The sequence below is a fragment of the Rothia sp. HMSC064D08 genome (assembly GCF_001809525.1).
Classification (GTDB): Bacteria; Actinomycetota; Actinomycetes; order Actinomycetales; family Micrococcaceae; genus Rothia; species Rothia dentocariosa.
Genome location: NZ_KV797900.1, coordinates 438,485 through 453,801, shown reverse-complemented (window position 1 = coordinate 453,801; position 15,317 = coordinate 438,485). Strand labels below are relative to the sequence as shown.

The 15,317-nt window shown below is 53.3% G+C and carries 11 protein-coding genes; 10 read left to right on the top strand and 1 reads right to left on the bottom strand.

From position 1 onward, the window contains the following. Nucleotides 1-78: 78 nt before the first annotated feature. From carA to HMPREF2625_RS08670, 10 genes are all read left to right on the top strand, one after another. The gene (gene carA / locus HMPREF2625_RS08715; protein ID WP_070523968.1) at nt 79-1,269 is read left to right on the top strand and encodes a glutamine-hydrolyzing carbamoyl-phosphate synthase small subunit; all 1,191 of its coding nucleotides are present in this window, start codon (nt 79-81) and stop codon (nt 1,267-1,269) included. Then, nucleotides 1,270-4,614, top strand: coding sequence for a carbamoyl-phosphate synthase large subunit (gene carB / locus HMPREF2625_RS08710; RefSeq protein ID WP_048752115.1), 3,345 nt, complete (start codon nt 1,270-1,272; stop codon nt 4,612-4,614). Next, complete coding sequence (gene pyrF / locus HMPREF2625_RS08705) at nt 4,611-5,468, top strand: orotidine-5'-phosphate decarboxylase (RefSeq protein WP_070523966.1); 858 nt, start codon at nt 4,611-4,613, stop codon at nt 5,466-5,468. Before carB ends, pyrF begins: the two co-directional genes overlap by 4 nt. 178 nt (nt 5,469-5,646) lie before the next feature. Next, nucleotides 5,647-5,994 (top strand): integration host factor, actinobacterial type, encoded by a 348-nt coding sequence (gene mihF, locus HMPREF2625_RS08700; protein ID WP_013399113.1) that lies wholly within the window; start codon nt 5,647-5,649, stop codon nt 5,992-5,994. Between the two features lie 53 nt (nt 5,995-6,047). Next, on the top strand, nt 6,048-6,620 hold the full coding sequence (gmk, locus tag HMPREF2625_RS08695; RefSeq protein ID WP_070523964.1) for a guanylate kinase: 573 nt from the start codon (nt 6,048-6,050) through the stop codon (nt 6,618-6,620). Between the two features lie 153 nt (nt 6,621-6,773). Further along, nucleotides 6,774-7,226: a DNA-directed RNA polymerase subunit omega gene (gene rpoZ, locus HMPREF2625_RS08690; RefSeq protein WP_004004717.1), complete on the top strand. Its 453-nt coding sequence runs from the start codon at nt 6,774-6,776 to the stop codon at nt 7,224-7,226. 18 nt (nt 7,227-7,244) lie between these two features. Further along, complete coding sequence (locus HMPREF2625_RS08685) at nt 7,245-8,573, top strand: bifunctional phosphopantothenoylcysteine decarboxylase/phosphopantothenate synthase (RefSeq protein WP_070523962.1); 1,329 nt, start codon at nt 7,245-7,247, stop codon at nt 8,571-8,573. Nucleotides 8,574-8,721: 148 nt separating this feature from the next. Beyond that, nucleotides 8,722-9,927, top strand: a complete 1,206-nt coding sequence (metK, locus tag HMPREF2625_RS08680) for a methionine adenosyltransferase (RefSeq protein ID WP_048754032.1) — start codon at nt 8,722-8,724, stop codon at nt 9,925-9,927. A 17-nt stretch (nt 9,928-9,944) separates the two neighbouring features. Next, complete coding sequence (locus HMPREF2625_RS08675; protein ID WP_070524458.1) at nt 9,945-12,401, top strand: primosomal protein N'; 2,457 nt, start codon at nt 9,945-9,947, stop codon at nt 12,399-12,401. A 49-nt stretch (nt 12,402-12,450) separates the two neighbouring features. Continuing rightward, the gene (locus HMPREF2625_RS08670) at nt 12,451-13,998 is read left to right on the top strand and encodes a hypothetical protein (protein ID WP_141745429.1); all 1,548 of its coding nucleotides are present in this window, start codon (nt 12,451-12,453) and stop codon (nt 13,996-13,998) included. 145 nt (nt 13,999-14,143) lie between these two features. On the opposite strand, the gene HMPREF2625_RS08665 is transcribed toward HMPREF2625_RS08670, so the two are convergent. Then, entirely contained in the window at nt 14,144-15,301 is a 1,158-nt protein-coding gene (locus tag HMPREF2625_RS08665; RefSeq protein ID WP_070523958.1) for a glycosyltransferase family 4 protein, read from the bottom strand. Nucleotides 15,302-15,317 lie beyond the last annotated feature (16 nt).

The following is a 15,317-nucleotide window of genomic DNA, read 5'->3' as shown; positions in this document are numbered from 1 at the left end:
GAATTTCCTGCACACAGTGTTCCACTTATAACGGGCACAAGCAGGGGAACAGACCACCGAGAAAAGGAAAGTAAGAGCATGACTGAGATGACACGTTCCGGTGCTTTGGGCACGGACCGCGCGTTACTCGTTCTTGAGGACGGCACCATCTACCGAGGCTACGGGTACGGTGCAATTGGCGCATCCTTAGGCGAAGCAGTATTTTCCACCGGCATGACCGGCTACCAAGAAACGCTGACCGACCCCTCCTACGCAGGGCAAATCGTGGTGCAGACCGCGCCTCATATCGGTAACACCGGTGTGAACAAGGTAGATGCAGAATCCCGCAAAATTTGGGTTGCCGGGTACGTGGTACGAGATGCCGCACGTGTTGCTTCCAACTGGCGTGCAGAACGTACCTTGGATGACGAACTCAGGACCCAAAGTATCGTGGGCATTCAAGGCATTGATACTCGTGCGCTGACTCGCCGCCTACGCTCTAGCGGTTCAATGCGTGCAGGTATTTTTTCGGGACGCCACGCCAACCGTCCCGAAGCCGAACTTTTGGAAGCGGTGCGCGCCTCCGAGCCGATGGCGGGCCGTAAACTTGCCGACACCGTTTCCGTGACGGAAGCCTATACGGTTGAACCTCACCAATACGGCTGGTTCGCTCCGCCGGTTGCCACCATTGCCGCACTCGATCTTGGCATCAAATCTATGACCCCGCAGCGTTTCGCGGAACGCGGCGTGCGTGTACATGTACTGCCCGCAAACACAACCCTTGAGACCGTAAATGCGCTTCGCCCAGACGGCGTATTTTTCTCCAATGGTCCCGGCGACCCGGCGACTGCTGACGAACAGGTTGAACTCCTGCAGGGTGTACTGCGCCAGGGCACCCCGTTTTTCGGTATCTGCTTTGGCAATCAGCTTCTCGGGCGTGCGCTCGGGTTCGGGACCTACAAGCTGCCCTTTGGACACCGCGGTATCAACCAGCCCGTCATGGATAAAACCACCGGCAAAGTTGAAATAACCGCCCAAAATCACGGGTTCGCCGTCGATGCGCCTATCGGTGAATATGTAACCGCCCCCAACTCCGAATTCGGCGAGGTCATGGTTTCCCATGTGGGGCTGAATGATAACGTGGTCGAGGGGCTAACCTGCAAAGATATTCCCGCGTTCTCGGTTCAATACCACCCGGAGGCAGCCGCAGGTCCGCACGACTCCGCATACCTTTTCGACCGTTTTATTGACCTCATGACCTCCACCAAGAAGACTGCAAAGGAAGCCTAAATGCCACGTCGTACCGACCTTAACAGCGTCCTTGTCATCGGCTCAGGTCCGATCGTCATCGGTCAGGCAGCCGAATTCGATTACTCCGGCACTCAGGCTCTACGTGTGCTCAAAGAAGAAGGCGTGCGCGTTGTCCTCGTAAACTCCAACCCGGCGACCATTATGACCGACCCTGAGTTTGCAGATGCCACCTATATTGAGCCGATTACTCCCGAAGTCATCGCTAAGATTATCGAAAAAGAACGCCCAGACGCCATTCTTCCTACCTTGGGCGGGCAGACTGCACTCAACGCTGCTATTGCTCTTGATAAGCAGGGAACTCTGCGCGAATACGATGTTGAACTCATTGGCGCAAATATCGAAGCCATAAACCTGGGCGAAGATCGCGAAGCGTTCAAAGGCGTGGTAGAGCGCGCGGGCGGCGAATCGGCACGTTCGATCATTGTGCACTCCATGCCAGAAGCTCTTGAAGCGGCCAAAGAGCTCGGTTACCCCATGGTCGTGCGTCCTTCCTTCACCATGGGCGGACTTGGCTCCGGCATGGCCTACAACGAAGAAGACCTTTACCGCATTGCCGGCGCAGGTATCCAGTATTCGCCTACCTCCGAGGTTCTGCTCGAAGAATCTATTCTTGGTTGGAAAGAATACGAACTCGAAATGATGCGCGACAAAAATGACAACGTCGTGGTCGTCTGCTCGATTGAAAACTTCGACCCGGTCGGCGTGCACACTGGCGACTCCATCACGGTGGCGCCTGCCCTCACCCTCACCGACCGTGAGTACCAAAAACTTCGCGATATCGCTATCAACGTGATCCGCGAAGTTGGGGTTGATACCGGCGGATGCAATATTCAGTTTGCCGTAGACCCTAAGACCGGGCGCATCATTGTTATCGAAATGAACCCGCGCGTTTCACGCTCTTCAGCGCTTGCGTCTAAAGCAACCGGGTTCCCGATCGCTAAAATTGCGACCAAACTTTCGCTGGGTTACACCCTGGATGAGATTCCGAACGATATTACCCAGAAAACGCCCGCATCCTTTGAACCGACCCTCGACTATGTGGTCGTCAAGGTGCCGCGTTTTGCCTTTGAGAAGTTCCCGGCGGCTGATCCGACTCTCACAACCACCATGAAATCGGTGGGTGAAGCAATGGCACTGGGCCGTAACTTCACCGAAGCACTCCAGAAGGCTATGCGCTCTCTAGAGCAGAAAGGTGCTTCTTTCTCGTTCACGAAGCAGCAACTGAACGCCGAAGAACTTGACGCGCTTATCGAGAAGACCAAGATACCCACCACGCAGCGTATCTATCAGGTGCAGCAGGCACTTTTGGCGGGCGCATCTATCGCGCAGGTTTTTGAAGCCACCAAGATTGATCCATGGTTCTTAGATCAGCTGGTGCTGCTGAATGAAGTCGCCGGGATTGTGCGGGAAAACCGCGATAACTTGACCCCTGAAATCCTGCAGCTGGCAAAACGTCACGGCTTTTCCGACCCGCAAATCGCAGAGATTATCGGATCTTCTGAGGACGTTGTGCGCGGTGTGCGCCATGCCCTAGGTATTCGCCCCGTATTCAAGACTGTTGATACTTGTGCCGCTGAGTTCGAGGCGTTTACCCCCTATCACTACTCTAGTTATGATTCTGAGGATGAGGTCGCTCACCATGAGACTCCCTCCATCATGATTTTGGGGTCGGGGCCGAACCGCATCGGCCAGGGTATCGAGTTCGATTATTCCTGTGTACACGCTTCGCTGGTGCTGCGTTCGCTGGGGTACGAGACGGTTATGGTGAACTGTAACCCGGAGACCGTTTCAACCGACTATGATGTTTCGACTCGCCTGTATTTTGAGCCGCTGACGTTGGAAGATGTGCTCGAAATTGTTGAATCGGAGCGCCGCACGGGCGGCTTGTTGGGCGTTTTCGTACAGTTGGGCGGACAGACTCCGCTGAAGCTTGCGAAAGCCCTCAAAGATGCCGGTGTGCCGATTTTGGGCACTACTCCCGAAGCTATTGACCTTGCTGAGGATCGCGGCGAGTTTGCGCGCGTGCTGGAGGAAGGTGGTCTGATTTCGCCGAAGAACGGTACCGCATACACCTTCGAGGGCGCCAAACGCGTTGCCGATGAGATTGGGTACCCGGTGTTGGTTCGTCCCTCCTATGTGCTGGGCGGGCGCGGTATGGAGATCGTCTATGACGAAGCAAATCTTGCACGCTACCTTGAAAATGCGACCGAGGTTTCTCCCTCTCAGCCAGCGCTCATCGATAAGTTCCTGGAAGACGCTATTGAGATTGATGTGGATGCGCTCTTTGACGGCACCGAGCTCTACTTGGGCGGTGTCATGGAACATATTGAAGAGGCCGGCATTCACTCAGGTGATTCCTCCTGCACCTTGCCGCCAATTACCTTGGGTCCCGATGTGATCGCCAAGGTTAAAGAAGCAACCGAGGCTATTGCGCGTGGTACCGGAGTGCGGGGCCTGATTAATATTCAATTTGCTTACGTCTCCGAGAATCTGTTCGTGATTGAGGCGAACCCACGTGCGTCTCGCACCGTTCCGTTTGTCTCGAAGGCAACCGGAGTGCAGCTGGCTAAGGCGGCCGTGATGATCGGTTTGGGGAAGAGCATTGCTGAGCTGAAGGCAGAGGGATACTTGCCTAAGAACATGGATGGTGCATCCCTGCCGCAGAATACTGCAATTGCAGTTAAAGCAGCGGTTCTCCCGTTCAGCCGCTTCCGCACTCCTGAGGGTGTGGTGGTTGATTCCCTACTTAGTCCCGAAATGCGCTCGACCGGCGAAGTCATGGGTCTTGATACCCTCTACGACACTGCCTTTGCGAAAGCCCAGGCAGGTGCGGGGTCACCGCTACCGACCGAGGGCAAAGTCTTCGTTTCGGTGGCTAACCATGATAAGCGCAATGTGATTATCTATGCCAAGATGCTTGAACAGCTGGGCTTCGAGATTGTCTCCACCGGCGGCACTGCAGATGTGCTTCGTCGCAATGGTGTGAATTCCACGGTTGCCTCCAAGTTTGCGGAAGCAAACGGTCAGCATTCGATCGTTGATATGGTGCGCAACGGCGAAATTGATCTGATTTTGAATACGCCTGCCGGTGGTGCTGCTCGTAGCGATGGCTACGAAATCCGTGCGGCCGCGGTCAGTGTTGGTTGCCCTGTGATGACCACGATTTCGGAGTTCGCGGCTGCTGTTCAAGCTATTACCGCGCTGCGCGAGCGTAGCTGGGAGATTATAAATCTGCAAGAACATGGTGAGTTCTTGCGGACTGCCAGCACCGGCGAGCAGGGGCAGGACAAGGGCGAACAGGTGCGTGAGGGGGAACTTTCGTGATCCCCTTCGGTGATCGTCTTGCGGCTGCGATGGAAGAATACGGTTCGTTGTGTGTGGGTATTGACCCGCATCCGAACCTGCTGCAGGCGTGGGGTTTGGAAGATTCTGCCGAATCTATGCGTACTTTCGCTATGAATGTCTACGAAGGATGCGCCCCCTACGCCGCAGCGCTCAAACCCCAGGTTGCCCTGTTTGAGCGCCACGGTTCCGCAGGTCTTGCTGTGTTGGAAGAGCTCTTTGCTCGCGCCGCTGAAGACCGGGTTTTGATCGTGGCGGATGCAAAACGCGGTGATATTGGCTCGACTATGAAAGCCTATGCGGATGCTTGGCTCGGTACCTCTTCACCACTCGGCACGGATTCGGTCACGTTAAGCCCGTACTTGGGGTTCGAGTCGCTTCGCCCAGCGCTGGATGCGGCAACTGCGAACCAGCGTGGAACTTTCGTGCTGGCGCTGACCTCAAACCCTGAGGGTAAGAGTGTGCAGCATGTGGGCAAAGCAGAAGATACCGGCGCGGTAGCGAAGCAGGTTATTGCCGCAGCTACCGCAGAGAACACTGCACAGACCTGGGAACGCATGGGTTCATGCGGTCTAGTTGTGGGCGCCACCGTGGGGGAGGCCCTCAAGGAATTGGCGATAGACCTGAGCACTTTCAACGGTCCCATTCTTTCGCCGGGATATGGTGCCCAGGGGGCTAGCGCTGAGGACCTATACCGAATTTTTGCAGGTGTTGAATCTCAGGTTTTGGTGAATTCCAGCCGTGGCGTGCTCTCTGCAGGTCCGCAGCCGACTGACCTGGCGCGGGCGGCGCAGAGTGCACGTGACGATTTAGTGCGTGCACGTGGCACATCGTAACTCGTTGTGATCGCGTAGTGGCGTACAGAGTTTATCTGCTCTGTGCGCCATTGCGCTGTGTTGAGCCTGAAAGGCTTTACGTTACGAACCTCGGTTCATCGTTTTACAGTGCAACATGCTAAGTTAGAAAACGTAAGAACGCTGATTTATATACATATATCGCTTGATGGGAGACCCCATGCCGATTACGCCGCTAACCGATGAGGTGCGTGCATCAGCACGTGAAAAGGCGTTGCTTGCCCGTACTCGCCGCCAGGAAGTTAAGCAGGCACTTTCTACCCGTGAGCTGTCGGTACGTCAGGTACTCGATCTGGTCGATGACGACCAAGCTCTTGCAAAGATGCCTGTTGATCAAATGCTCCGTGCCCTTCCGGGAATTGGTGCTGTGCGTGCCGAGAAAATTATGGAAGAGCTGCAGATCGCGCCGACCCGTCGTTTGGGCGGTCTTGGTGTGCATCAACGCCGTAAAATGGTGGAGTATTTTAACCGCAATGTTCGGCATACACGCCGCCGCAACGGTCGGTAGTTCTTGCCGCCGAATAAAATAGCATTATTACATCACACCGTAGGAAGAACCCTATGACCGCTCAACCTAGACTTACCGTTCTGGCTGGTCCCACCGCCGTGGGTAAGGGAACCGTCTGCCAGTATATTCGTGAGCACTATCCGAACGTCTGGTTTTCCGTTTCGGCAACTACTCGTGACCCTCGCCCCGGCGAAGAAGAGGGCGTGCACTACTATTTTGTCTCGCATGAGGAATTCGATCAGATGATCGCTGACGGACAGATGCTTGAGTATGCGGTAGTGCACGGTAAGAATAAATACGGTACTCCGCGTGCTAAGGTTCAGGAAGCTCTAAATGCTGGTCGCCCGGTAATCCTTGAGATTGATCTTCAAGGGGCTCGGCAGATTCGGGAGTCTATGCCGGAGGCACAGCTGATTTTCTTGGCACCGCCCAGCTGGAATGAGCTTGTGTCTCGACTGGTGGGGCGCGGTACTGAATCAGAGCAGGAACAGCAGCGGCGTCTTGAGACCGCCAAAATCGAGCTTGAGGCTGAAAGCGAGTTCGACGTAACCGTGATCAATGATTCGGTAGAGCGCGCGGCGCAGGAGATTGCGCACATCGTGGGCGCTGAATCTGCTGAAGCATAGGTACGTATTTGAGCGGCGTGCCGGGTGTTACTGTGCTTTCTCGTTAAGGTACGTGATTTTTACCGAGTTTAGCGGTAAAATATTGCTTTAGTTTTGGCTGAGTTCGTGTATATGAATGTCAGCAGTGTACAAAGACAACATATTGGAGTTTCTGTGGTAAACGAAATCAAAGAGCACGAAGACTACAACTTCGTTGATGGCGTAGCTCCCGAGGGGATTGTGAACCCCAGCGCGGATGCGCTGATTCAGAAGGCTGAGTCTAAGTACGGGCTGGTGATTTTCGGTGCTCGTCGTGCTCGCCAGATTAACGCTTATTACGCGAATCTGCAGGAGAGCGCGGGCGACCACGTTGGTCCTCTGGTTGAGTCTGAGGCTAATGACAAGGCTCTTTCGGTTGCAATGCGTGAAATTATGGCAGATCAGATTGTTGCCGATCACGTGCCGGATGGGCACTTCAACGAAGACGGTTACCTGGTTCCTGAGGAATTCGCATCCTTAGGTCTGGGCGACGCCGATTTCGGTGCTATTGAGGAGGAGTACATTCCTGCCGGTACCGAAGAGGTTATTGCTCTTGAAGAGGTTGTTATTGACGATTCCGCTGAGTAAGGAACGTTTGTAAATACCATGCGCATTATCATTGGTATTGGAGGGGGCATTGCCGCATATAAAGCGGTAATGCTCCTTCGTCTTTTCGCAAAAGATGGGCATGAGGTTATTGCCATGCCCACCGAAGCTGCCCTGGAATTTGTGGGTAAAGCTACCTTTGAGGCCCTGAGCGGAAACCCGGTTTCCACGAGCGTTTTTGAGCGTGTTCCTGAGGTTAACCATGTTCGCCAGGCCGAGCTAGCGGATGCGATTGTTATAGCACCGGCGACCGCCGATTTGATGTCTCGGTTGGCGGCGGGGCGCTGCGATGATTTGCTCTCTGCTACGGTACTGACTACTCACGCTCCGGTGATTATGGCTCCCGCTATGCATACTCAGATGTGGGAACATCCGGCAACGCAAACAAATGTGCAGACTTTACGCGAACTTGGGTATCACGTGATTGAACCGGCGGTTGGGCGTCTAACGGGTCCCGATTCGGGTGTGGGCCGTATGCCGGAGCCGGAAGATATTTTTGAGGCGGCGCAGCGCGTAATTGCCGAGTTCCCGAAGGGGGAGCAGCATCCTTCGCAGATTCCGGGATTTACGCCCACACGTCCGGTTCACCCTGGCTCGGCGGAAGAGCCTAGCAGCTCATTTGCATTAGGTGTTGAGCCCGGGCCTGGAATTTTGGCGGGGAAACGCATTGTGATTACGGCGGGAGGCACCCGTGAGGCCTTGGATCCGGTACGTTTTTTGGGTAACCGCTCAACAGGTAAACAGGGTGTAGCTTTGGCACAGGCTGCGCGTGATCTGGGAGCATCGGTACATCTAATCGGCGCTAATCTTGAAGTCTCCGAGCCCGAGGGCATACAGGTAACCCGAGTGGTGAATGCCCGTGAACTACGCGATGCCGTGCTGGAAGCTCAGAACAACGCCGATATGCTTATTATGTCTGCAGCGGTTGCAGATTTTCGTCCTGCCGAATACGCCGAGTACAAGATTAAGAAGACCGCAGATTCTTCGGACGCTCCCACGATTCAGCTGGTACGCAACCCGGATATTCTGCGTGAAGTCGTGGATCTTCGACAGAAGACAGGTGCCGGTGCGCACTTGATTGTGGGTTTTGCCGCAGAGACTGGGTCAGCTGAGCGAACCCCGCTTGAGCTTGGGCGCGAGAAGCTGGCGCGTAAGGGCTGTGATTTTCTGGCTCTCAACACGGTGGGCGTAAATCAGGGTTTCGGAACCGATGATAATACGATTACGTTACTCTCTTCGCTCACAGATCGGGAACCCGTTTTTTCAGGCTCTAAACAGGTAGTTTCCGATCAGATATTGCGCACTCTTGCACAGTATGTAAAGCCCTGAGAAAAGCACAAATACGCCTAATGTGCAGCCGATTAAGTTTGTGACTTCCTCCCTCCGAACCCGTGTAACGTTCTGTCATAATTGATACACGAGTTCACATCCTTGGGTACTGTATCCCGCGTGCCCCAAACCTAGTAGAGTAGAAACCGTGAGTAATAATCATCTACGCCTTTTCACCAGCGAGTCGGTGACTGAAGGGCATCCCGATAAAATTTGTGACCAGATTTCTGATGCGATTCTTGACGGCATTATCGCGCAGGACTCCACCGCGAACGTTGCTGTCGAAACAATGGTAACAACCGGCCAGGTTCATGTTGCTGGCGAGGTGACAACCTCAAGCTATGTTGAGATTCCATCGATCGTTCGTGAAACTATTCTAGGTATTGGCTACGATTCATCGACCCGCGGTTTCGATGGTGAATTCTGCGGCGTATCGGTATCAATTGGCGAGCAGTCACCCGATATTAATGCTGGTGTGTATGAGTCTTTAGAGGCTCGCAGCGGTATCGCGGTTGATGATTATGACCGCCAGGGCGCGGGCGACCAGGGCATTATGTTCGGGTACGCTTCGAACGAGACGAATGTATTGATGCCTGCACCGATTTGGCTGGCGCATCGTCTCTCGGAACGTCTAACAAATGTTCGTAAAAACGGTACGCTGGTGAATCTGCGCCCGGACGGCAAAACTCAGGTCACTTTGGGGTATGACGCCGATAATAAGCCTGTTTCGGTTGATACCGTGGTGGTTTCTAGCCAGCACACCGCCGATTACGATTTAGCGGATTTGCGTGCGGATATTATCAAACACGTGATTACTCCGGTGCTGGATGCCGCCGAGTTTGATAGCTCAAACACGAAGTTTATTGTGAACCCTGCCGGTCGTTTTGTGCAGGGCGGCCCCGTGGGCGATGCCGGTTTGACCGGGCGCAAGATTATCGTTGATACCTACGGCGGTTCAGCCCGTCACGGCGGCGGTGCGTTCTCGGGCAAAGATCCCTCGAAGGTTGATCGTTCTGCGGCATACGCCATGCGTTGGGTCGCCAAGAATATTGTGGGCGCTGGTCTTGCCGACCGTGCCGAGGTTCAGGTCGCTTACGCTATTGGGCAGGCGGCACCTGTGGGCCTGTACGTTGAGACTTTCGGAACCGAAAAGGTTGATCCCCTCAAGATTGAGAAGGCTGTGCGTGAGGTCTTTGACCTGCGCCCGTTGGCTATTATCAATGACCTTGATTTGCGCCGACCCGTCTATAAAAAGACCGCGGCTCACGGTCACTTCGGCCGCAATGAACCCGAGTTCACGTGGGAACGTTTGGACCGTGTTGAGGCTCTGCGCTCGGCGGTTTCAGCATCCTAATGCGTGAACCTGCGAGTATGCAGCCCAATGACGCGGATGCTCAGAACCCTACCGATACTTCGTCGATGAACGTTTCGGCTTCTGAGTCTGCTCAGCAGGAATCCCTGCAACAGCCTGATCTGTTGCAGGGATTTCCTGCTCTTCGCGATGCCCTGATTCCGCCCGAGCCTGAGCCGGTTGATGTGCACCGGCAGCTTGCCCAGAGCGGAGTTCCGTACCCGGTGGCGCGGGTTCGGTTGGATAATACCCTGCCGCATCTTGACCGTACCTTTGACTACCAGGTTCCCGCTGAGCTGAGCGAAGATGCAGTTCCCGGCGCTCGGGTGCGTGTGCGGTTCGGCTCGCAGCGGGTTACGGGTTTTATTGCGGAGCGCGCTGAAACGACCGATGTTGCTAAGGGCCTGCAGCCGCTTTTGTCGGTCCTGTCGAGGATTCCTGCGGTTTCTGCCGAGATTTTTGACCTTGCAGAGGCGCTTGCCGACCGGTACGCCTCAACCGTGGCAAATGTTTTGCGGCTTGCGGTGACGCCGCGTGTGGCGTCTCTTGATAAACAGTATGCACAGTTTCTGCCTACGTTCTCCGAGCTCATGGGTCTGCCGCAAGGATCTGATGAAACCGCAGATAGGGCGGAAGATAGCGTTTCTGAATCGGTCACCGAAGATGGCTTAGATACCGACCACGAGCTGCAGGAGAAAGAAATTTCCGACGAATCACCGGCGGGCGATTCGCCCTCTTTGACCGATGATATTCGCGGTTTCCTCTTGGGCGGTTTCGCACCCTATCAGCTTCATCCGCCCGTCGATCAAGTTTCGGTGGAAGATTTCCGTGCCTTTAGCGATTATGAGAATGGCGCCGAATTTTTAGAGGATCTGGCGGCTGGGTCTCCGGCGCGTGCGGTCATGAATGTGTTGCCCGCGCATCCCGAGTTCGATTGGGCTGAGCTGCTGGCTATTGCCGTGGTGACGGCGGCTGCGAATGGCCGTGGTGCCTTGGCGGTTGCTCCCGATCAGAAGACCCTCGATAGGCTTGAGTCCGCGCTGAAACGTCGGGTACCGGCGGGTGCTTATGTTCGGTTGAGTTCGAGTGATAAACCGCATAGCCGGTATCACGCCTATTTGAAGGCGCGCCTGGGGTTGGTGCCCATTGTGATCGGTACTCGTGCGGCAGCCTACGCGCCTGTTGCCAATTTGGGACTGGTGGTGTGCTGGGATGACGGTGATTCCTCGCTTGTGGAGCGCCGTTCGCCCTATTGCCATGCGCGCGATGTGCTGTTATTGCGTGCCCAGGCAACGGATGCGGCGGCACTGTTCGCCGGTTACGCAATGAGCAGCGAGTCGGCACGATTGGTACGCACCCGCTGGGCTTCGCATGTGCGGGCACCTCGGGCGACGGTGCACGAGTTTTCGCCGCGCATTTTTTCGACGGGCAACGACTATCAGTTGGCGCGTGACCCGTTGGCGGCTGTGGCACGTATTCCTCGGTTGGCGTTTGAGCGTGCGCGTGTGGCTTTGCAGCATGGCCCGGTGTTGGTACAGGTCGCGCGCAGTGGCTATGTTCCGTCGTTTTCGTGCCAGCGCTGCCGCATGCCCGCGCGCTGTAATACATGCCGGGGGCCGCTCTCGTTGGCTGCGGGTGCTTCGGTGCCGAGTTGCTCTTGGTGCGGGCGTTTGGCACAGCAGTGGCGGTGTGCAGAGTGCGGGTATGATCAGTGGCGTTCGGGGACCGTGGGGGCTTTGCGTACCGCGGAGGAGCTGGGGCGCGCCTTCCGGGGTGTCCCGGTAATTTCTTCGGCGGGAGACCATGTGCGTGCTTCAGTGGGTGCCGAACCTGCACTGGTGGTGGCGACCCCGGGGGCTGAGCCTGTGGCGTTCGGCGGTTATGCGGCGGCGTTGCTTTTGGACGCCGATTCTATGCTGCGTTTTGATTCTTTGCGTGCCCCGGAGGCCGCGTTGAGGCGCTGGTTTAACGCTGCGGCGCTCGTGCGTTCTGCTGCTCAGGGTGGGGTTGTGGTGACGACCGCATCTCCATCCCCGGTGGAGCAGGCGTTGGTACGCTGGGATCCAACCTGGTTTGCCTTATATGAGCTGGATGAGCGTTCGCAAATTGGTCTGCCCCCGGCAGTACGCACGGCGGCTATTACGGGTACCGAGGATGACGTTCAGGCGTTCCTGGCGGAGCTGAAACTGCCGGAAGGAGTTCGGGTGACCGGGCCTGTGCCGCTGGATGAATATTTCTTCGCGCACCAACATTCCGCGCCTGCCGGTGTCGAGGGCGGGGGAGAGGGCGATATATCTGAGCCTTCACCGTCAGGGGCCGAGGATGCAGTACCTGGGGACTGGCGCGCTATTCTCTTCTTCACCTATGCGCAGGCGCCGCAGGTTACCCATGAACTGCGCTCCGTGCGTGCGGCGCTCTCGGCGCTCAAGCGTGTCGGGGCGGTGCAGGTTCGTTGTGATGGTCTGGATGTGGTGTAACCTTTAAGCTACGAGACATCTTCTACTATCAAGAATGGAGCAGATAATAGTGAAATCTAATGATATATCCAGTAATTCAAAAGAAAATATTAAAGATTCTTCTGCAGAAATTGAAAGATTACATCTATTATTAAATGAAAGCATTAATAAATTAGATAATATTTTAAAAAAATTTGACGGGGCAGAAATCATTAAAGAAATATATCGGTCTGGTTTAGCTTACGATGAGGGAAACTCGCGCAGCTCTAATAGACTACCTCCAGCCTTTGGGCGGTCAAATATAATTAAAATTGAAAGATTAGCTATACTCAAAGAAAAAGGCCGTTGTATACCTACAACGGATGATATGGTTAGTATTCACAAGGCAGCTTCGCAGGTTCTTGAACTCGATGCATTATATGAGATTGGGATGGTCTCTTCGAAATATGAAAACGGCCGGGATATTGGATATATAAAATTTACAGACAACAAGAATTATGCAATACCCGAATATGTTCCCGGTAAGATTGATATTTTTGAATACATATATTGCAAGAATTCTAGAAATCATAATGATAGCCAATATGATAAAGATATGTTTCAAAGAATCTTAAAATCTAATAATTGGGTAGAGGAATATGGTCTTAAAGGTGTGTCAGATTCACTACAACAGGATAAATATTTTGGATTCTCTCTATCAAATCTAATATCAGCTTTACTGCGTGCATTAAAAATTATTGGAAGAAAAGATCTACAAGAAATGAGTCTTGAACTATTCTATTCAAAAATGTTGAATGGAAATAAGAGTAAAAGCTTAAAAAATGCAATACAATATTTGATGTATCCCCCTAGGAAAATAGATCTTGACATTGCAAAAATGCGTCCCAATGGAACTCGCCATCAGCCAGCTAGGTTAGTTACTCAACCATTTCTTGTATACAATAATAAAGTATACTTAAATGGTAATATAATCCTTCACTCTATAACTAGATGGATGCGTTATATGGTAAATGGGGATTGGCCTATTCCAGAGAGTATTCGAAGCTCAAATTTTTTGCGCTTAAATGAGTCTCTTAAAGAATATCGAAACACTTACAATCTTGGTAGAGGAAAAATGTTTGAAAAATACTTTCAAGATTCTATTAAAGAACTAAATATTATTCCCTGGGTTCAAGTAAAAAAGGGTTATAAGTTTGAAAACTCTTGTGTGAAAATGAGGCGAGAAGTTGATTCATTCGTAGTTGACTACGCTAAATCTGAAATTTGGGTATTAGACATGAAGGATAATATATCAGATCAAAATGCACTTTCCATATACCATCAGTTACAAGATATACATACGTATAACGAAAAACTAAAAATTACAGTTGACGACATATCGGACTCCAAGTGTGCGTTAACGCATTTTTCTTGCGATATTGTTAATTTGTGGGCCAAGAATGAGAAAATTGATAAAAATATATCGGATAGTATTTTGCAGGAAGTTCGCGATGTGAAAGATTGGAATATCCGCCGAGGGATAATAATTCGGGATCAGCATCCAGGAGAGTTTATTAATGACGAACTCTCTCCAAAGATCATGAGACCAGATTCATTTATATCTTATCTATTGAAATAGAAATATGTATACACAGATCTACTTGAGTTATATTTATCTAAATACACCCAAATCTATATTATTAAAATAAATACGTCCAGCTATAGAGGATCTGATGCATGAAATATAATTTTAATAAGTATAGTATAACTTTTGATGTATATCACTAACTAGAACAGCGTTGCAGCCCTTGTACAATCCTTACCAGCTTCAACGCCGAGTCCCGCCACGAGTAGTGTGAAGCATCCTGCAAGCCTTCGAGGATGACGTGGTCGCGCACCGTGCTGTCTTCGAGGGAGCGGATCGCCTCAATCCAAGCAGGTGCATCCGCCTGTGGATCCTCTGTGACAGGAGCGAAAATGGCATGCGGGGCGATCTCACGGAAAATATCGATATCGCTAATCACGGTGGGACAGCCTGCAGCCTGCGCCTCCACCACGGGCAGGCCATAGCCCTCGGCTCGTGAAGCCGTCACCAGTGCATGTGCAGACTCTAATAGTTCCGCGTACTCTTCATCGGAGACTCCATTGTGCACCACCACGTTCGAGCTTGTCGCCAGGGGAGAGAGCAGCCCCTGATCTTCGAGCTCGGCGCGGCGCGCATCCGGCATCTTTGACAGCAAATGCAGCGTGTACCCCGGCAGCTCACGCATGGCGTACAGCAGAGTCTCCACATTCTTATACGGCATGAATGAGCCCATATATACCAGGTGCCTGCTCGCGCCCCCAGCCCGTGACTTCGTACGGCGCAGAGCCTCATCCTCGCTCACCACAGACCCCGGCTGCGGGGCATTCGGCACCACGTGCAGCGGTTTCTCCGTTAGCCGGTGCTCACGAATCAGCCGCGCCGTCGACTCCGAAACCGTCACAACGGCATCTGCACGGTTCAGCAGCATGCGCTGCGGTGTATAGCTCTTATGGAACAGCCGCCACCCAGCACGCACCGGTGCAGGCAAAAACCCCGGAGGGGTCGGGTGCGCATAATAAATCAGGTCATGCAGGGTCAGCACCAGCTTGAACTTACGCCCCACCGAACCGATCGTCTGCATAGGGGAAAACACCACATCCGGCTTGTACTTATTGAGCTGAAGAGCCGCAGTCGGTTCTAAGGGGCCGGTCGGCGAACAAATCTTCACATGCGGCAGATCAGGCAGCATCTGCAGCTGCCGTTCATCACTAATCACCATCACCAACTGCAGATCGGCAACCTCAGGAGCACCGGAATCCATCAAATCCTTCAACGCGCCCAAAAGCGAAGCGGTATACCGGCTAATGCCGTCGTGAAAGCCAATACGTGTATAACGGGCGTCAACCATAAGTTTCATAGGATTCTCCTCGGGA

Bases quoted from the DNA above. Each gene is read 5' to 3' on its own strand.
- carA (WP_070523968.1), top strand. From the start codon at position 79: ATGACTGAGATGACACGTTCCGGTGCTTTGGGCACGGACCGCGCGTTA.
- carB (WP_048752115.1), top strand. From the start codon at position 1,270: ATGCCACGTCGTACCGACCTTAACAGCGTCCTTGTCATCGGCTCAGGT.
- mihF (WP_013399113.1), top strand. From the start codon at position 5,647: ATGCCGATTACGCCGCTAACCGATGAGGTGCGTGCATCAGCACGTGAA.
- gmk (WP_070523964.1), top strand. From the start codon at position 6,048: ATGACCGCTCAACCTAGACTTACCGTTCTGGCTGGTCCCACCGCCGTG.
- HMPREF2625_RS08685 (WP_070523962.1), top strand. From the start codon at position 7,245: ATGCGCATTATCATTGGTATTGGAGGGGGCATTGCCGCATATAAAGCG.
- HMPREF2625_RS08675 (WP_070524458.1), top strand. From the start codon at position 9,945: ATGCAGCCCAATGACGCGGATGCTCAGAACCCTACCGATACTTCGTCG.
- HMPREF2625_RS08665 (WP_070523958.1), bottom strand. From the start codon at position 15,301: ATGAAACTTATGGTTGACGCCCGTTATACACGTATTGGCTTTCACGAC.